Here is a 19,739-nt window from a genome sequence, read left to right as displayed (position 1 = left end):
GCCACATGAAACTATTCGGCGATTAGCGCTTCGACCTTGAGGATCTGCGCGGTCAGCGTTTCGCGATCCGCACAACGCAGGTTGGCGTGACCGACCTTGCGACCGACCTTGAACGCCTTGCCATAGTGATGCAGATGGCAATCGGCGATGCTCAGGACCTTCTCGGTCTCAGGCACTTTGCCGATGAAGTTGAGCATCGCGCTTTCGCCGACCTTGGCCGTCGAACCCAACGGCAGACCGGCAACGGCCCGCAGGTGGTTTTCGAACTGGCTGCACTCGGCGCCTTCGGTGGTCCAGTGCCCGGAGTTGTGCACTCGCGGGGCGATTTCGTTGGCCTTGAGGCCACCGTCGACTTCAAAGAACTCGAACGCCATCACGCCGACGTAATCCAGTTGCTTGAGCACACGGCTGGAGTAGTCTTCGGCCAAGGCTTGCAGCGGGTGATCGGTGCTGGCCACGGACAGCTTGAGGATGCCGCTGTCGTGGGTGTTGTGTACCAGCGGATAGAAGCGGGTTTCACCGTCGCGGGCACGCACGGCGATCAGCGAGACTTCACCGGTGAACGGCACGAAGCCTTCCAGCAGACAGGCCACGCTGCCCAGCTCGGCAAAGGTGCCAACCACATCTTCTGGCGTGCGCAGGACTTTCTGACCCTTGCCGTCGTAACCCAAGGTACGGGTCTTCAGCACCGCCGGCAGGCCGATGGAAGCCACGGCGTCGTCCAGATCAGCCTGGGACTGAATGTCGGCGAACGCCGGGGTAGGAATCCCCAGGTCCTTGAACATGCTCTTCTCGAACCAACGATCGCGGGCGATGCGCAGCGCTTCGGCGCTCGGATAGACCGGGACGAATTGCGACAGGAAAGCCACGGTCTCGGCCGGAACGCTTTCGAACTCGAAGGTCACCAGATCGACTTCATCGGCCAGCTGGCGCAGGTGATCCTGATCGCCGTAATCGGCTCGCAGGTGTTCGCCCAACGCGGCTGCGCAAGCATCCGGAGCCGGGTCCAGGAAAGCGAAGTTCATGCCCAGCGGAGTGCCCGCCAGCGCCAACATGCGACCCAACTGGCCGCCACCGATTACACCGATCTTCATCGTCAACAACCTCAGGCGATGCGTGGGTCTGGATTGTCCAGGACGCTGTCTGTCTGCTCAGCACGGAAGGTTTTCAGCACCGCGTGGAACTGCGGGTGCTTGGCGCCAAGGATACTCGCCGACAGCAGCGCCGCGTTGATCGCGCCCGCCTTGCCGATGGCCAGGGTGGCGACCGGAATGCCCGCCGGCATCTGCACAATGGAAAGCAGCGAATCAACCCCCGAAAGCATTGCCGACTGCACCGGTACGCCCAGCACCGGCAGGTGGGTCTTGGCCGCACACATGCCTGGCAAGTGGGCTGCGCCGCCAGCACCGGCGATGATCACCTCGATGCCACGCGCTTCCGCTTCTTCAGCGTACTGGAACAGCAGGTCCGGGGTGCGGTGGGCAGAAACCACCTTCACCTCGTAAGGGATGCCGAGCTTTTCCAGCATATCGGCGGTGTGGCTAAGGGTGGACCAATCGGACTTGGAGCCCATGATCACGCCAACCAATGCACTCATCGTCGTGCCTCTTCTCTCTGGGCGCCCGCAGGCGCATCAAAAAACAACAAGCCACGCAGGATGCGTGGCTTGATTGTACGAATTATGGCCGGTCGTAACCGGCCGAAGGCCGCGCAGTATACCGCAATACGACAGATAAACAGCCCCTGTCGCGACCATCTGTCATCTGGGGCCAAACAGCGGTTTTATTGATTTGAAGGTCAAGAATTTTAGTTAGTAATGAAGCCTCGAAGATCACTAACAACTTCAAACCAATAAACTTCGATCACTGCCCTGCGCAATACTTTTTAAAACACTATCAAAAGCAAACCCACGCGCCGGATGTTATATAACTGCACGACAGTTATTTTTAATAATCGCACCAACCCATTTATAGATGCGTCAAATCCCCTCACATAGTTTGAAGGCGGATTCACAATGAGATATCGGAATGCAAAACCCATTGATGAAATTCATGACTTTTATAGCTGCATTACTTTTGAGCCTCAATATTCACGCTAACGACAGCCCGCCATTGAAAGATGACCGCCTCGATCCAATTCGGATTTACTTCATCTTCCATGACGACATACCGAAATCAAAAAGAGACAGCATATATGGTGATTACATTCATCCTTTCATTGAAGAGTTTCAAAGCATCACCGGGCGCAAGGCCCATGTGGTTTTTGATGAATACATAGCCCCATACAGTAACTTCAAATACAGAAGTTCCGACCAAGAGAAAGTAATAAAGGAGTGGAGTGAACTTGCCTGGCAATACAGAAAGAAAAGAAATGATGATAAGGAATTTCGAGTGTCTGGCAACGACAGAGTGCTTTTGATCACTAACGATATGATTAACGGCCATCCCTTTTTCGGAGGCGTTGGAGGTATCGCGGATGCACAACCGGGAAGAGCCGCCATTGCGTCTCTTGATTTAAAGCAAGGGATCGGCCATGAACTGGGGCACACCTTCAACGCCGATCATGAAGATGGCGAAGTTTTGTATGACGGTTGGTGGTGCGAAACCTTCATGCTCCCACCCCTGCAACTCAGGTCGAATTGCATGGTATTTAGCGACGCAAATCGAAAGCGCATCAAGGACTATGTAGACAGCCTGTATTGAAACTTCAACGCCCCCCCCAATTTCAACTCGAGCCATTTATGACTTGAAAAACCAATGGATTATATTATGTCAAAACGACCGATCAAGCTTACCGTCTTCTTGCACGAAGACCTGAACAATATTAACGAAGACTGGCTGCATCAAGAGTATTTCGATTGGCTGGAAGATACGATTTCACGTATCTCCGGCCGTACAATGGACGTTATTTTAATACAACCTTCAGATGCCCCAACATTAAGTAGCTTCAACTATAAATCCGAAAATTTTGAGCTCTTGATAAGTCAACTTCAAGACACTCTCCTTACCCATCTTAAAAATCAAGAGAGCGACACTAACGATGCCACTATCAACAAGTATTTGCTATTAACGCGCGACGACATCAATAAAAAAACGCTGGGTATTGCTCAAAGCCAAGGTGCGCTAGGAATTGCCTCGATCACATCGAAATTAACTGCATCCCATGAGGTTGGGCATATGCTCGATGCCGAGCATGAAGATAGCGATGAAAACGTTTCCACCTACTACGGAACCTACAAATCGATAATGTACGAAACCACAGGAAAGTCGGCGTTTGTCTTCAGCAAGAAAAACCAAGAGAACATTCGCAATTACCTCAATCAGCTCCCTTGATCTGATTGACGCCGTTTTCGACAGATCAAGGCCAACTCGATTGGCCTTGATCACGCTTCACCCTCAGGAGGCAGAGCCCGCCGCTCCGCCCTCCAACTTGCGCCACAACAACCGCACATTGGCCTTGCGCACCAACGCACACCGATACAGGCGAATCTCCAGCGGCACATGCCATTGCGGGCCGCCACAGACCACCAGCTCACCGCGCGCCAGCTCGGCGCGCACGCTGAGTTGCGGCACCCAGGCGATGCCCAGGCCTTCAAGGGCCATGCTTTTCAGGCTGTCGGCCATGGCGGTTTCATAGATAGTGGTGAAGCGCAGTGCCCGTTGGCGCAGCAACATGTTCACCGAACGACCGAGGAACGCACCGGCGCTGTAGGCCAGCAACGGCACGCTGCCTTCGCCTTCCAGATCGAACAGCGGCTTGCCCTCGGCATCGGCGGCGCACACCGGCAGCATTTCGGTGTGACCAAGGTGTAGCGAGGGGAAAATTTCCGGGTCCATCTGCATCGCGGCGTCCGGGTCGTAGAACGCGAGCATCAGATCGCAGCCGCCTTCACGCAGCGCATGCACCGCGTCGCCGACGTTGGTCGCCACCAGCCGAGTGGCGATGTTCAAACCTTCGTTGCGCAACTGCGCGATCCAGCGCGGAAAGAAACCGAGCGCCAGGGAGTGCGCGGCAGCGACCTGCATCACTTCGCCCTGCCCGCCCTCCAGGTGATGCAGATGGCGCAATACTTCGCCCAGCTGTTCGACCACGGTGCGCGCGGTGACCAGAAACAATTGCCCTGCCGCCGTCAGCTCCACCGGCGTGCGCGAACGGTTGACCAGGGTCAGCCCCAACGCGGCTTCAAGGCTGCGGATTCGCCGACTGAACGCCGGCTGCGTCACAAAACGCCGCTCGGCGGCCTGGGAGAAACTGCGGGTGGCGGCCAGGGCACTGAAGTCCTCCAGCCATTTGCTTTCCAGATTCATCACGTCCTCCCGGACACGCACCAATTTAGGTCACACGTTCGCCGTCAGGCCGGCGTCACACGGGCATTATGCCGAATGTGCATAGGCTAGTGCTTAACAGCATTGGCCCAAAATTCTGCACAAGCCTAGCATTCACAGCGTTCCGGCACAGACCGGGTCCATATTGAGATGATTTCCATCATGTCCTCCGCTGCATCATTCCGCACAGAAAATGACCTGCTTGGCGCCCTCGAAGTACCGGCTCAAGCGTATTACGGTATCCAGACCCTGCGAGCGGTGAATAACTTCCGCCTTTCGGGCGTTCCGATTTCGCACTACCCGAAACTGGTTGTCGGTCTGGCCATGGTTAAACAGGCCGCTGCCGACGCCAACCGTGAGTTGGGTCACCTGAGCGAAGCCAAGCACGCCGCCATCAGCGAAGCTTGTGCACGTTTGATCCGCGGCGACTTCCACGAAGAGTTCGTGGTGGACATGATTCAAGGCGGTGCTGGCACTTCGACCAACATGAATGCCAACGAAGTCATCGCCAACATCGCACTGGAGGCCATGGGTCACCAGAAAGGCGAGTATCAGTACCTGCACCCGAACGACGACGTGAACATGGCGCAGTCGACCAACGACGCCTACCCGACAGCGATCCGTCTGGGTCTGTTGCTCGGTCACGACGCTCTGCTCGCCAGCCTCGACAGCCTGATTCAGGCGTTCGCGGCCAAGGGTGAAGAATTCAACCACGTCCTGAAGATGGGTCGTACCCAACTGCAAGACGCCGTTCCGATGACCCTGGGTCAGGAATTCCGTGCGTTCGCCACTACCCTGGGTGAAGACCTCGCACGCCTGAAGACTCTGGCACCGGAAGTGCTGACGGAAGTTAACCTGGGCGGCACCGCGATCGGCACCGGCATCAACGCCGACCCGCGTTACCAGCACCTGGCTGTTCAGCGTCTGGCAGTAATCAGCGGTCAACCGCTGGTACCGGCCGCCGACCTGATCGAAGCCACCTCCGACATGGGCGCCTTCGTGCTGTTCTCCGGCATGCTCAAGCGTACCGCGGTCAAGCTGTCGAAGATCTGCAACGACCTGCGCCTGCTGTCCAGCGGCCCACGCACCGGCATCAACGAGATCAACCTGCCGGCGCGTCAGCCAGGCAGCTCGATCATGCCAGGCAAGGTCAACCCGGTTATTCCGGAAGCGGTCAACCAGGTAGCGTTCCAGATCATCGGTAACGACCTGGCCCTGACCATCGCGGCCGAAGGCGGCCAACTGCAACTGAACGTGATGGAGCCGCTGATCGCCTTCAAGATCTTCGACTCGATCCGCCTGCTGCAACGTGCCATGGACATGCTGCGCGAGCACTGCATCGTCGGCATCACTGCCAACGAAGCACGCTGCCGTGAACTGGTCGAGCACTCGATCGGCCTCGTCACCGCGCTGAACCCGTACATCGGCTACAAAAATGCCACCCGCATCGCCGGCCTCGCCCTTGAAAGCGGCCGTGGCGTGCTGGAACTGGTGCGCGAAGAAGGTCTGCTCGACGAAGCCATGCTCGCCGACATCCTGCGCCCGGAAAACATGATTGCTCCGCGTCTGGTGCCTCTGAAGGCATAACCCGACGCATTACTTGTAGCACCGCTCACCAGGTCGAGGGACTAGACACCTCTCACCTTTTGAGGGCTTGGAGATCAATCTCCAGGCCCTTTTTTTTAACCATTTGCCAGTGAAAACCGTATGTCTGGGGACTGACCAATGTGGGAGCGGGCTTGCTCGCGAAGGCGGTGGCACATTCAACAATGACGTGTCTGATACACCGCTTTCGCGAGCAAGCCCGCTCCCACCAAGAGCAGTTCCCACATAGCCTGACAGCAAAAATGTCAGGTGTTTCAAAGGCTTCGTTTCACCGCACGCACCACAACCGTGCAGACGGACGGCACTGTCATCGGTATAGTGCCGCCCCTCTTCGCATGAGCGGTCGTCGGTAGCGAGGCCACAACCCATGCGAAACCCGAACTAATAACAAACCCGCGATATGAAACCGGGACGAACTTCGTACCGCCCATTGTGCCGTGCGCCAAGGGGTGTAACTCGATGTGTCTGTCCGGCCAGCATTGTTGCCTACACAAAAAACAGCGAGGAATAATCCATGCTCGAAGTCATTAACGACTTCCTCTCAGGGAAAGTACTGATCGTGCTCATTGTCGGGCTCGGTAGCTACTTCACGATCCGCTCGCGTTTCGTTCAATTGCGTCACTTCTTCCACATGTTCGCGGTGTTCCGCGACAGCCTCAAAAGCAGCGCCGGGCAACTGAGCTCGTTCCAGGCCCTGATGCTCAGCCTCGCCGGCCGTGTCGGTGCGGGCAACATCGCCGGTGTCGGCATTGCCGTGACCCTCGGTGGCCCAGGTGCGGTGTTCTGGATGTGGGTGACCGCGCTGGTCGGCATGTCCAGCAGCTTCTTCGAATGCTCCCTCGGCCAGCTCTACAAGCGCTGCGATTCCGAAGGCCAGTTCCGCGGTGGCCCGTCCTATTACATCCAGCACGGTTTGCAAAAACGCTGGTTGGGCATGCTGATGGCGTTCCTGTTGCTGGTGACGTTCGGCTTCGCCTTCAACGGCCTGCAAGCCCACGCTGTGACGCACTCGCTGAACAACGCGTTCGGCCTCGACACCACTTACACCGGCATCGGCCTGGCCGTGCTGCTGGGCCTGGTGTTCATCGGCGGGATCAAGCGCATCGCCAAGGTCGCCGACCTGTTGGTGCCGGTGAAAACCCTGGCGTACATCGGCGTGACCATCTACGTGATCGTGCTGCAGTTCGACCAGGTTCCGGACATGCTGATGACCATCGTCAAGAGCGCCTTCGGTCTGGACCAGGCTTTCGGCGGCCTGATCGGCAGCGCCATTATCATGGGCGTGAAGCGTGGCGTGTTCGCCAACGAAGCAGGTCTGGGCAGTGCACCTAACGTGGCGGCGGTTGCAGCGGTCGAACACCCGGTGGCGCAAGGCGTGGTCCAGGCGTTCAGCGTGTTCCTCGATACCTTCGTGATCTGCACATGCACCGCGTTGCTGATTCTGCTCTCCGGTTTCTACACCCCTGGCTTCGAAGGCGACGGTATTGCCCTGACCCAGAACTCGCTGGCCGCCGTGGTCGGTGACTGGGGCCGGATGTTCATCTCCGTAGCTCTGGCATTGTTCGTGTTCACCTCGATCCTCTACAACTACTACCTGGGTGAGAACAACCTGCGCTTTTTGATCGGTGAAAACCGCAAAGCGCTGATGGGCTATCGCGCGCTGGTACTGGTGCTGATTTTCTGGGGCGCCATTGAAAACCTCGGCACCGTGTTCGCTTTCGCCGACATCACCATGACCATGCTCGCGTTCGTCAACCTGATCGCGCTCTTCCTGCTGTTCAAGGTCGGCATGCGCATCCTGCGTGACTACGATGACCAACGCGCCGCCGGGATCAAGACTCCGGTGTTCGACTCCGCCAAGTTCCCGGATCTGGATCTGGATCGCCAGGCGTGGCCGGCCAACCCGCCTGCCGCTGTCGGCAAGACTGAAGTTGAGCCGCAAGGCGTACCCGCAGCGCAACGCTGACAGGTGAATGACGGGCGCATCGCGTGCGCCCGTCAGTTAAAGTTCGAAAAACTGTGGGAGCGAGCTTGCTCGCGATGGCGCACTGTCAGTCAATAGAGCGATGTCTGACATACCGCTATCGCGAGCAAGCTCGCTCCCACAGGAACTCTTCCTTTCGGAGAATCTTCATGAATTCGTCGACCTATCCCGCCGCTCAGCACGTCATGGTGCTCTACACCGGCGGCACCATCGGTATGCAGGCCAGCGCCAACGGCCTGGCCCCGGCGTCCGGCTTCGAAGCGCGGATGCGTGACTATCTGCACAGCCAGCCTGAGCTGGTGGTACCGCAATGGCGTTTCCGTGAAATGTCGCCGCTGATCGACAGTGCCAACATGACCCCGACGTACTGGCAGCAGTTGCGTGAAGCAGTGGTCGATGCGGTGGATGTTCAGGGCTGCGACAGCGTGCTGATCCTGCATGGCACCGACACCCTGGCCTACAGCGCGGCCGCGATGAGTTTCCAGTTGCTCGGCCTGCATGCCCGCGTGTGCTTCACCGGCTCGATGCTGCCGGCAGGTGTAACTGACAGCGACGCCTGGGAAAACCTCGGCGGCGCGCTGGTTGCGCTGGGCCAGGGCCTGGCGCCGGGCGTGCATCTGTACTTCCATGGCGAACTGCTGGACCCGACCCGTTGCGCCAAGGTGCGCAGTTTTGGCCGTCATCCCTTCAAGCGACTGGTGCGTCAGGGCGGCGGTGTGAAAGCGCCTTCGCTACCAACACAGTTGAACTACAACCAACCCAAACAATTGACGAACGTCGCAGTGCTGCCGTTGTTTCCCGGCATTAGCGCCGAGGTGCTGGATGGATTGCTCGACAGCGGCATTCAGGGCCTGGTGTTGGAGTGCTACGGCAGCGGCACCGGGCCGAGCGACAACCCCGGGTTTCTCGCCAGCCTCGGCCGTGCACGGGACAATGGCGTGGTGGTGGTTGCCGTTACCCAATGCCATGAAGGCGGTGTGAAGCTGGATGTCTACGAGGCGGGCAGCCGCCTGCGTGGCGTTGGCGTGCTGTCCGGTGGCGGCATGACCCGTGAGGCGGCGTTTGGCAAGTTGCATGGCTTGCTGGGAGCCGGACTCGAAGCTGCCGAGGTTCGCCGTCTCGTTGAACTCGACCTCTGCGGCGAACTGAGCTGACACCACACAACACACCTGTAGGAGCGAGCCTGCTCGCGATGGACAAGAGATCGCCGCGGGGTGTCAGGCTGCCAGCGTTATCGTTCACGACCATCGCGAGCAGGCTCGCTCCTACAGTTTTGTGCCTCGGCATGCAACTTGCTGCGCTCCAGCTATCCCAAGGCTGGAAGCTGCCATGCTCCACTCCCACCTCACCACCCTCAATGCCGTCTCCCTGGTACTCGATGCCTTCAAGGCACAAGGCTTGTCCAGCGAAGCACTGCTGGCCGGAAGCGGCATCAGTGCGGCGGATCTGAACCGTGCCGACACACGCATCACCACCAATCAGGAAATGCAGGTCTGCGCCAACGCTGTCGCGCTCAAGCGTGACATCGGCCTGGAATTGGGCCGGCGGATGCACGTCTCCTGCTACGGCATGCTCGGTTACGCCTTGCTCACCAGTGCCACCTTCGGTGACGCTTTGCGTCTGGCGATGCGTTATCCGGCGCTGCTGGGAACACTTTTCGAACTGAGCCTTGAAGACGATGGAGAACGCATCTGGTTCGCCGCCGCCGATTACCGCGAGAGCCCGACCATGGCGGTGTTCAACGCCGAGTTCTGCCTGGTGTCGCTGAAAGTCACCTGCGACGACCTGCTCGGCCATCCTTTGCCCTTGCTCGGCGCACGCTTCGAACATGCCGCGCCCGACTACGAGACAAGCTACGCCGAACACTTCGATTGCCCTGTGCACTTCGGCGCGCGCAACAATGCCTTCGCCTTTGACAAGCGCTGGCTCGACCAGCCGTTGCCGCTGGCCGATGTGATCACCCATCAGGCCATGGCCGAACGTTGTCGCAAACAGAACATCGAGTTCACCGGGCGCCAGGCCTGGCTCGGGCGGATCCGCCAATTGCTCAGCGCGCAACTGAATGCCGCGCCCGGGCTGGAGGGGCTGGCCGAGCAAATGAACTGTTCGGCGCGGACCTTGCGCCGGCATCTCAAGGACATGGGTTGCAGCTACCAGGAGCTGCTCGACGAACTGCGCTTCGAGCAGGCCAAGCAAATGCTTTGCGAGGATCAATTGCCGATCTATCAGATTGCCGAAGCGTTGGGCTTCAGCGAGACCGCGAGTTTTCGCCATGCCTTTGTGCGCTGGAGTGGTGTAGCGCCGAGTCAGTTCCGGCCCTGAGGGCTGTAGTGACCGATGTGCCGCCATCGCGAGCAAGCTCGCTCCCACAAGGGGTATGCGTCTTACAAAAAAATCGCGGGCACTGAGGCTCACCTGTGGGAGCGAGCTTGCTCGCGATGGCGGCCGCGAGAGCTCCGCATTATCAAGGGGCGAATTTCGGTCAAATGTTTTGGCCGTATTGATCCCCTTTTGGCCTTTCCTGCCGTTCTCCGATTCGCCGTGCGCCGCAACACTGGGGGCAACCGAATCAGCCCTGCGGAGAACAACAAATGCTGACGATCTACTCTGACGATCACCACCTGCACCATGGCCGCTGCGAACTCATCGACGGCCAGCTCAAGCCGTGCTTCGAGATGCCATCGCGCGCCGATCATGTGCTGCAACGCGTGCAGAACCAAAACCTTGGCCCGGTCGAAGCGCCAAAGGATTTCGGTCTTGAGCCCATCGCGCGCATTCACAGCCGCGACTACCTCGACTTCTTCAAAGGTGCCTGGGCACGCTGGACCGAGTTCAACACCGACGGTGACCTGCTGCCCTACACCTGGCCTGCACGCACCTTGCGTGCGATCAAACCGACCAGCCTGCACGGCCAACTCGGCTATTACAGCTTCGACGGCGGCGCCCCGATCACCGCCGGCACCTGGCAAGCGGCGTACAGTGCAGCACAAGTCGCGCTCACCGCCCAAGCTGAAATCCAGCGCGGCGCCCGTTCTGCTTTCGCCCTGTGCCGTCCACCGGGACACCACGCCGCCAGCGATTTGATGGGTGGTTATTGCTACCTCAACAACGCCGCCATCGCTGCCCAGGCGTTCCTCGATCAGGGCCACAAAAAAGTCGCGATCCTCGACGTCGATTACCACCACGGCAACGGCACCCAGTCGATTTTCTACGAGCGAAGCGATGTGCTGTTCACCTCGATCCACGGTCACCCGGAAGCCGAGTTCCCGTTCTTCCTAGGCTATGAAGACGAACTGGGCGAAGGCGCCGGTGAAGGCTTCAACTTCAACTACCCGTTGGCCGCCGGTTCAGGCTGGGATACCTGGAGCGCAGCGCTGGAACAAGCCTGCAAAGAGATCGAAAGCTATGGCGCCGACATCGTCGTGGTGTCCCTTGGCGTCGATACCTTCAAGGATGATCCGATCTCGCAATTCAAACTCGACAGCCCGGATTACCTGGCCATGGGCAAGCGCATCGCCGGCCTCGGCAAGCCAACGCTGTTCGTGATGGAAGGCGGTTATGCGGTGGAAGAAATCGGCATCAACGCCGTGAACGTACTCGAAGGCTTTGAAAGCGCTCAGTGAGGAAAACAACAATGAACAGACTCAAGCGCTTTATCGCTCCCGCGCTGTGCGCCACGCTGCTCGGTGGTGCCGTGCACGCTGAAGAACGCACGCTGCGCGTCTACAACTGGTTCGACTACATCACCCCCAAGGCCCTGGAAGACTTCAAGGCCCAGAACGCCCAGACCAAACTGGTCTACGACATCTTCGACACCAACGAAGCACTGGAAGCCAAGCTGCTGACCGGCAACTCCGGCTACGACGTGGTGGTGCCGTCCAACGTGTTCCTTGCCAAGCAAATCGAAGCCGGCGTATTCCAGCCCCTGGACCGCAGCAAGCTGCCGAACTGGAACCACCTCGATCCCAAGCTGATGAAGCTGATCGAAGCCAACGACCCGGACAACAAATTTGCCGTGCCGTACATGTACGGGACCATCCTGATCGGCTTCAACCCGGACAAGGTCAAGGCAGCCCTGGGCGCCGACGCGCCGGTAGACAGCTGGGACCTGATCTTCAAGGAAGAAAACATCAGCAAGCTCAAGCAGTGCGGCGTCGCCCTGCTCGACTCGCCCTCGGAGATCCTGCCGCTGGCCCTGCAACACCTCGGCCTGGACCCCAACAGCAAGAAGCCTGCGGACTATGACAAGGCTGAAGCACTGCTGATGAAGATCCGTCCATACATCACCTACTTCCACTCGTCCAAGTACATGGCCGACATTGCCAACGGTGACATCTGTGTCGCAGTCGGCTATTCCGGCAGCTTCTCGCAAGCCGCCAATCGCGCCAAGGAAGCCAAGAATGGGGTGGTCGTCGACATGCGTTTGCCGAAGGAAGGCGCGCCGATCTGGTTCGACATGCTGGCGATTCCGAAGGGGGCGAAAAACCCCGAAGACGCCTACACCTTCATCAACTACCTGCTACAGCCGCAGGTGATTGCACCGGTCAGTGACTTTGTCGGTTACCCGAACCCGAACAAGGACGCCACGGAACTGGTCGACCCCGCAATCCGCAACAACCCGAACCTGTACCCGACCGATGCGGCGATGGGTACGCTCTACACCCTGCAACCGCTGCCGCGCGATGCCGAGCGCGCGCGGACCCGGGCCTGGACCAAGATCAAGTCGGGCACCTGATAACCGACGCGGGTTTATCCTGACCTGCGCTTGCGCAGGTCTTTTTTTTGCCCGCGATATTTATTTACCGCCAACGCCGCTATACCCGTCGCTACTTTGCAATGGACCGCGCACCGAACCTTCCACGGTGCCTGCTACCCTCACAAAGGATGTGACCATGACAAGTACCTCCAGCCCTTCGTCTGAAACCAGCCTCCCCTCTGATCAAGATGCCCTTCTCACCCAATTGGTAACCGGCCCCTCGATCAGGGAAGTCGCCACACATGCGCTGCAACCAGCCCTGAAAGCGCTGTACCCGAATTTGCAAATCGATCCCCGCCTGGCCATGGTGGTGACGCCGACCTGGATCTTGCACAATGGCAGTGTCGAGCCCGGGCCAAGGCACTTCGAGTCGCTGACAGACGCACTGGTGCGCCATGGCGTAGCGCGAACACCCGTGGTCTACCTCGACGGCGAGCACTACCTCACGCTGCAACCCCAGGAGCAGACACCGGCGCAACTGCCCGTCAGCATCGATGCCATCGGGCGTCTGCTCAACGAGTTGGCGCCGCTGCTGTTTGTCGCGTTTCAAGAGCAGCAGGTCGATTACTGGAACCAGTTCACCCGCGCATCGGCTCCACGCTGGCAGGCACTGTCCAAATCCTTGCGCGACCTGTGGAACATCGAAGCCAACCCGGACTGGGACAGCGACCAGCACGCCATGGCCGGCAAGCTTTTCGCCTACCCGGACAAAAACGCACGTCGTGCGCATGACCCTTATCAGTCACGCGCCTGCCTGATCGACCTGGACGGCCAAAGCGGCGCGGCTTCGACGCACATTAACATCGTCGACACGGCAGTACTGATCGGGACGCTGGGTAGCCGTACCCTGGTTCTCACTCACACCATCACCCGTGGCTTCCAGGCGTTTGACTCCTTGCAGGAACTGGGCGCGTCGTTGCTGGCCGACACCGATGGGCAAGTACAGGGAAATGTCCTGCATTGGCGCTTGATCGAACCGCCGGGCAATTATTTCGACCGCCTGGCGTGCAACCTGATAGCTCTGCAGGCCGATGCAATCGGTGCGCTGGCCAACGAACCCGCGGCGGCAAACCTGGACCTGGCGCCCCACGTCAGCCGTACGACCAAAGAACTCGACCCGACGGACAAACAGTCATCCTCGCGATTCAATCAGGTCGAGCAATCGCTGCCAGACTGGATGGCCGATGCGTCATCCACTGATCTCACCGCTTACAGCCGTCATCTGATGGATCTGGTGACGGTGCGCAATCAGAACGCCGGGAAGTCCTTTCTGGACGGGCTCAAACCGATCCGCGAATTTGCGCTGGATCGATTGCGCGAAGTCATGCTCGAGCAACATGCCGATGCCGCACATCTGAACCTGGCGGACATCGAGATCGTGGTCGATAGCCTGGTGGTCTGGGGCAGCTTTGTGCCAACGGTGGACCCTGAGCGCACCACCCTGAGCCTGGTCGACCTAGCGCTGCAAAACCTGATTGCCCTGCCGCAAGGCAACAAGTTCGTACGCAGTTCCAGCGCCGCCGCGCTGCCGCAGTGGATGACGGTGAGCTATCTGGAGGAACTGATTACACGCGTCGACATCGGCCAGAACTACCCGGCGCTGATCAAAAGCAAACTGCTCGCCGACCCCGTGGAAAACCTGCGGCGTCAAAACCTGTTCACCAGCCATTTGCGCGTCGAGTTACCGCTGCTGGCCTTGCAGCTGAAGATTCGCAAGCAGCATGGCATCGACGAAACCGGTTATCGCTATGTCGCCGCCGTGGTGCAAGTGCTCGACGCAAATCGCTGGGTGGATGGCCAGGAAATCGTGATTCGCCCACTGGCCTTCGCGCCAGGCTGGCGCATCGGTGGCGCCGCCGATGAAGTGACCAACATGTTCGTGATCGGGCCCCGGCAGACGGATAAGGGACCGTGCTTGCTTTACCGGCCAATGCTTGAGCAACCGCTGAGCCAGTATCCAACGCCGGCCAATTTGGTCTACGCCATCAAACACTCGCCGACGTTGCGCCATTCCGTTCTCGCCTGGCTGTCGGACGACGCCCGCGCCAACTACGCCAACTATGCGTTCACCGGGGACCGACCTTCGGTCTGGAGCATTTCTCAACTGCTGGCCGACCCGCTGACCTCCCTGCAAATGAGCGGCCCGATTTCCCTCGGCTCGCGGGTTCTCAGCGGCAATTACCTGGCCGTCCTGTACAAGGCCAACGTCAATGCACTGGTCGAACTGGCGCAACGGCAATCGTTGTCCAGCGCGCAAAATCGCTGGGCGATTTTCAAGCGGACAGCCTGGACGCTGCTTAACGCGGCGCTGCCCTTTCTTGGTCGAACCGTCGGGACGGCCGCCTGGATCTGGCAAGTACTGGATGACTTGCAGCAAACCCTCGATGCTGCCGACAGTGGCGACCAACAGCAGCAGAAATCAGCCATGACCGACCTGTTGCTGACCCTGGCCATGGTGCTTGCCCATCACGCCAGTACGCGTAATCCGCCTGCGCGCAGGGCCCAGGAAAAGCCCATTGCAACAGCGACCGAGCGACCGGAAAAACCGGCCCGACAACCTGTGACCGTCGTGCAATTACCCGACATCGTCAGCGAGCCCCCTCCTGTGCAACATCGCCAGACAGTGGCAACCGATGCGGCCTTGGACCTGACAAAAACCCTGGATCAGTTCAAGGTCACTCCACCCGAACAGCTCACACCGCCCGATAGTGGTAACGGCGTCTATCGCCACCTCTATCGAAAGGAAAACACCTTTTATGCGCCGGTGGGCGAGCGCTGGTTCGAGGTGGCCGTCGAGGACACGGGCGAAGTGTCGATCATCGACTCTCGTCAGCAGCCCGTTCGCAGCGGTCCGGCGCTGATCAGCAACCAACGGGGTGACTGGTTCGTCGACACCCGCCTGCGCCTGCGCGGCGGCGGTCTGTCGAGCCGACGCAAGGCACTGAAGCAACAAAACCGTGCACGCATCGCCGAACTCAAGAAGCAACTGGCCGAGTTTGACAATGAACGCGAGCGGGCACGTACAGAGCTGACGGACGCCCACAACGCCATGAAAAAATCAGTCGGTGACGAAGCACTGTCGGCCGCGCAAACGCAGTTCCTCGAGAAGCTCGAGCGCCGTACCCAGGAATACGCCGCCCCTATCGAGCAGTTGAAATCGCTGAACCTGCTCGAAACGGTGCCCAACTACCGAACCGCCATGGTCGAGATGCTCGGCACTCAATTGTTCTTCAACCAGACGTGGCTCGATCAGCACAATGCAACGTTTGCGCAGACCTTGAGGGAAAGCCTGGCGCTGCTCGATGCCGAGGAAACGGCAGGCGGGACCGGTAATTCTGCAACCTACCGGAAAATGGTCGACCTGACCGAGGGTGTGATCGGCAAAATAGAGTTTGCCCAATCGCGGCTCCATGACTTGAGTCGACTCGGTAGAAATGCTGCGGAAGTGGCCAGTACCTACCGGGCAAAACTGCCCGCTTTCAGCGTTAACGATCTCAAGGCGCTTCAGGTTTCGCTGGCCCGCGACGTCTGTCTGAAAGAAGGTAACAGTGCCGCGCTGATCGACGCCCGGGGCGCGTTCGAGCGCTTGCTCGATACCACCAACCTGGTCATACAGACCTCGCAAGAACTGATGCTGCAAAACAGTGCCTGGGCGGCAGTCGAACGTATCGAAGGCCTCAACGGCATGCTCGAACAGTTTGCCGCTATCGACCAAGCCTTTGAAGACTTCAGCCTCACCCACAAGGACGCGGTTCTGGAGCAACCGTTCAAACACGTACGTACACGGATCAGTGAATTCCAGCAGGACACCGAAGCCAATCTGGCGCAACTGCTGCGCGAACAACGGCCGGTAGAACCCCGACCCGGCCCATCAAAGCCCGCATCGGCATCGCGCAAACGGGTGGTCAAGACACGCTTCAAGGGTACGGTTGTGGGCGAAGTGCGTCCCTCTGCATCGGGAGAACCGATCCTGCTGGATGTGAAATCCCCCTTGACCGGCAAAGTGATCGCCACCTTTCACGAAAAAACACCCGGCGTCTGGATTGAGCGCGTGCAACCCCGACGTCGCCGCCCAACCGTCCAGGCGCCTGACCTCGACACGCAAATCGCTCAAGGCCAGACACTGCTCGACGGTGTGGACAACTTCATCCGGCAAACCGAAGCGAGCGCGAAAAAAACCGGCCGTATCCCGGTGGAAATCGAAGAGTTGTTCCAGCACAAAGCCGAGCAGCTCGACAAAAGCGCGAAGACGCTCGAGCAGACCCTGACCGCTTCGAATACGACCGACACCACGACAACACTGGGTGCTGACTTGAACGCGGCACGTGATCGACTGTATGCCGAGGGCTACCGGATCCGGGTCGAGATGATCAAGCAACAGCCGCCCACGGCCGCCCGCATCGAATGGCTATCAAGCAAAAATGAAATCGACGTCGTGCGCAGTGGTGAACGACGCCGACTCAAAGGCCCGCGCAAGGATTACCTGCAGGAGTACGAAATTCGCGAGCGAGGCACCGGGCAACCGTTGTGGTACGCCCATTTTCACTACGCCGCTTCTGATACGCCTGTCGAGGCGTTTACCGCCGCCCATTTGAAACTGCGTGATCAACGGATGATGGCCGGAGGGAGCGACCTTAATTCCGCTTCCAGCAGCCAGGTGATCGCCATCTATCGCAGCGCGATCAGCCCGCAACTGGCGCGCTCACTGTTCTTTTCGTAAGCCGCCACGTCAAAAAGGAAAATGACGATGACAGACCACCCAGAGAATACCCAAACCCCCGGCTTGCTAAAAAAGAGCCAAGTGAATTACCAGACCTGCAGGGGTCCCACTGTCGATAGCGTCGCCGCGCTGTTACTGCGCCAAGCGCTGAAGGTGCTGCAACCCGAGCGCGAGATCGGCCCCCGACCAAACCATGATCGGCACGCCTCAATGGCGGGTCCGCGACGGCACGCTCGTGGCCATGCCCACACAGTTCGAGTCGCTGACCCAGGCGCTGGTCCGAGCTCGGAGCTCAATGGTGCCGCCGTCCAGCTACGCGCTCAAGGCATCGGTATTCGCGCCAGCCTGATCAAGGATCGACAGCCCCGACAGGCGTACTTGCAGTGGCTGCTGGACAACGACCAGGTCCGTATCGTCCGCAACGAACAGGGACGAATCAAGACCAAAAAGCGCAGGGATTATTTCCAGGAGTACCAGGTGCTAGACACCACCAACAAGGATCAGCCTCTGCGGCTTGCGCACTTTCACTACGATTCGCTTGATGCGCCGATGGAGCAGTTCACGGCGGCGCACCTGAAAATCGCCGAAGCGCATCTGCAGCAGTTCACGACCGAACGCCGCCAGGTACTCACGACTCTGGCGCCAATCGACTACGTGCTGCGACGTATCAGCGACCCGAATCTGTTCCTCAAACTCGAAACTCAACCCTGATGAACGACTGCGGGCGGACTGCTGGTCCGCCCGCTTCATCGAGCGCGCCACGCCTCTCGCAATCGCTCCAGCGCCGCCTCGACCGACTTTTCGGGCACCGCCGCAAAGCCCAGTACCAACCCGGCGCGTTGATCGAAGGGCGTGGTGGATTCCGGCAGCCAATAGCTGCTCAAACCGTTGATCTCGACATCGACACTGCGCGCCAATTCGATCAGTTCCTGTTCGCGCGCCACGCTTTCGACTGGCACGGTCATGTGCAGCCCGGCAGCGACTGTGGGCAACGGGCCAACGCCGGGGATATCCAGCGGCCAACCACTGAGCAGCGTATTGCGCCGACTCAGTGCCGCACGGCGCATGCGGCGGATATGCCGCTGGAAGTGTCCGGCCGCCATGAACTCGGCCATGACTGCCTGCGTGCTGACCTCGGAGTGGCGCACATCCACGGCACGACGCTGGGAAAACGCGTCCACCAGCCCCATTGGCAACACCAGATAACCCAGGCGCAACGCCGGAAACGCGACCTTGCCGAACGTGCCGACATACAACACTCGCCCATGACGATCGAGTGCCGCCAAAGGCGCCAATGGCGCACCGCTGTAGCGGTACTCGCCATCGTAATCATCCTCGACGATCCAGCCTTGGGTGCGCTCGGCCCAGGCCAGCAACTCCAGACGGCGAGCGAGGCTCATCACCACGCCAGTCGGGTATTGATGTGACGGCGTGACATAGGTCAGGCGGCAATCACTGAGCCCCGCCAGCTCACCGCAGTTGATTCCCTCGCTATCCACCGCTACCCCGTGCAAGCGCGCCCCGGCCACGGCGAAGGCATGACCCGCCGCACGGTAGCCCGGATTTTCGATCGCCACCCCATCGCCCGGCTCCACCAGTAGCTGTGCACAAAGGCTGATTCCCTGCTGCGCACCACTGGTGATCACAATTTGTTCAGCCGTGCACTGCATGCCCCGCGAGCTGCGTAGATACGCCGCGATCATCCCCCGCAAGCGCGCATCACCTGCAGGGTCGCCGTAGCACAGCTGCTGGAAATCCGGTTTACGCCAGAAAGCCGCATTCAGCTTGGCCCAGACCTCGAACGGAAACAGATCGAACGCCGGAACACCAACCCGAAAAGCCTTGGGCGGACCACTGGGTGGCATGGGTAAATGGTTCTTTTCAACGCGAGTCAATGCACCACTGTGGATAACTTTGCTGGATGAATCCACAGGTAAATCGAGCCGATTTGTGGATAAGGTTGTGGGTAACCCTGTTGAAAACCCTGTGGATACTTTTGTGGATAGTTTTTTTGCCGGCACGGTTGCCTGGGGCAGTTGCGCGACATAAGTCCCATCGCCTACCCGCCCTTCGATAAACCCTTCAGCGTAAAGCTGATCGTAGGCGCGCACTACGCTGTTGCGGGAAATCGCCAGCGCGGATGCCAGATCACGACTGGCAGGCAGACGCGTACCGCTGGCCAGTCGCCCGTCCAACACACGCGTGCGCAATGCCTGGTAGAGCTGACGACTCAGCCCCTGGCGGCGATCAAGTTCGATACCTGCCGGGTTGAAGGTCAGGGACAGTGGTTCGCTAGTCATCACAATGGACCTATGAAATTGGTCATTAATGGCTCTTACAACAGACCAA

At 59.3% G+C, this 19,739-nt stretch carries 14 protein-coding genes; 10 read left to right on the top strand and 4 right to left on the bottom strand.

Annotated features, from left to right (window positions below):
* Positions 1–11 precede the first annotated feature (11 nt).
* Together KGB20_RS28885 and purE are read right to left on the bottom strand one after the other, a co-directional pair.
* Complete coding sequence (locus KGB20_RS28885; RefSeq protein ID WP_150812712.1) at positions 12–1,094, bottom strand: 5-(carboxyamino)imidazole ribonucleotide synthase; 1,083 nt, start codon at positions 1,092–1,094, stop codon at positions 12–14.
* Between the two features lie 11 nt (positions 1,095–1,105).
* Positions 1,106–1,597: a 5-(carboxyamino)imidazole ribonucleotide mutase gene (gene purE / locus KGB20_RS28880; protein WP_046038893.1), complete on the bottom strand. Its 492-nt coding sequence runs from the start codon at positions 1,595–1,597 to the stop codon at positions 1,106–1,108.
* A gap of 430 nt (positions 1,598–2,027) precedes the next feature.
* Between purE and KGB20_RS28875 the strand changes: the two genes are divergently transcribed.
* Entirely contained in the window at positions 2,028–2,702 is a 675-nt protein-coding gene (locus tag KGB20_RS28875; RefSeq protein WP_154860874.1) for a hypothetical protein, read from the top strand.
* A gap of 66 nt (positions 2,703–2,768) precedes the next feature.
* Positions 2,769–3,332: a hypothetical protein gene (locus KGB20_RS28870; RefSeq protein ID WP_154909772.1), complete on the top strand. Its 564-nt coding sequence runs from the start codon at positions 2,769–2,771 to the stop codon at positions 3,330–3,332.
* Between the two features lie 63 nt (positions 3,333–3,395).
* Here the strand turns inward: KGB20_RS28870 and KGB20_RS28865 are convergent, their stop codons facing one another.
* Entirely contained in the window at positions 3,396–4,307 is a 912-nt protein-coding gene (locus KGB20_RS28865) for a LysR substrate-binding domain-containing protein (RefSeq protein WP_090452193.1), read from the bottom strand.
* Positions 4,308–4,487: 180 nt separating this feature from the next.
* Here KGB20_RS28865 and KGB20_RS28860 point away from each other — a divergent pair, with 180 nt between their 5' ends.
* The 8 genes from KGB20_RS28860 (at position 4,488) to KGB20_RS28825 (ending at position 18,101) form a co-directional block, all read left to right on the top strand.
* Complete coding sequence (locus KGB20_RS28860) at positions 4,488–5,912, top strand: aspartate ammonia-lyase (RefSeq protein WP_046038891.1); 1,425 nt, start codon at positions 4,488–4,490, stop codon at positions 5,910–5,912.
* A gap of 532 nt (positions 5,913–6,444) precedes the next feature.
* Positions 6,445–7,896 carry an alanine/glycine:cation symporter family protein gene (locus KGB20_RS28855; RefSeq protein ID WP_090452195.1) on the top strand — a complete coding sequence of 484 codons (1,452 nt, stop codon included), beginning with the start codon at positions 6,445–6,447 and terminating at the stop codon, positions 7,894–7,896.
* Positions 7,897–8,063: 167 nt separating this feature from the next.
* Entirely contained in the window at positions 8,064–9,068 is a 1,005-nt protein-coding gene (locus KGB20_RS28850) for an asparaginase (protein ID WP_150812707.1), read from the top strand.
* Positions 9,069–9,243: 175 nt separating this feature from the next.
* A complete protein-coding gene (locus tag KGB20_RS28845; RefSeq protein ID WP_090452197.1) occupies positions 9,244–10,236 on the top strand; it encodes an AraC family transcriptional regulator in 993 nt (330 codons plus the stop codon).
* Between the two features lie 269 nt (positions 10,237–10,505).
* Positions 10,506–11,537: a histone deacetylase family protein gene (locus KGB20_RS28840; protein WP_150812706.1), complete on the top strand. Its 1,032-nt coding sequence runs from the start codon at positions 10,506–10,508 to the stop codon at positions 11,535–11,537.
* 11 nt (positions 11,538–11,548) lie between these two features.
* A complete protein-coding gene (locus KGB20_RS28835; RefSeq protein WP_154860871.1) occupies positions 11,549–12,649 on the top strand; it encodes a polyamine ABC transporter substrate-binding protein in 1,101 nt (366 codons plus the stop codon).
* A 157-nt stretch (positions 12,650–12,806) separates the two neighbouring features.
* Positions 12,807–17,390 (top strand): dermonecrotic toxin domain-containing protein, encoded by a 4,584-nt coding sequence (locus KGB20_RS28830; protein WP_154947935.1) that lies wholly within the window; start codon positions 12,807–12,809, stop codon positions 17,388–17,390.
* Positions 17,391–17,417: 27 nt separating this feature from the next.
* Entirely contained in the window at positions 17,418–18,101 is a 684-nt protein-coding gene (locus KGB20_RS28825; RefSeq protein ID WP_150812703.1) for a hypothetical protein, read from the top strand.
* Positions 18,102–18,136: 35 nt separating this feature from the next.
* Here KGB20_RS28825 and KGB20_RS28820 read toward each other — a convergent pair whose 3' ends face one another.
* Positions 18,137–19,690 (bottom strand): PLP-dependent aminotransferase family protein, encoded by a 1,554-nt coding sequence (locus tag KGB20_RS28820; RefSeq protein ID WP_154860868.1) that lies wholly within the window; start codon positions 19,688–19,690, stop codon positions 18,137–18,139.
* Positions 19,691–19,739 lie beyond the last annotated feature (49 nt).

The organism is Pseudomonas sp. BF-R-30 (genome assembly GCF_019956175.1).
Taxonomy (GTDB): domain Bacteria; phylum Pseudomonadota; class Gammaproteobacteria; order Pseudomonadales; family Pseudomonadaceae; genus Aquipseudomonas; species Aquipseudomonas jessenii.
This window is presented reverse-complemented; position numbering and strand designations above follow the sequence as displayed.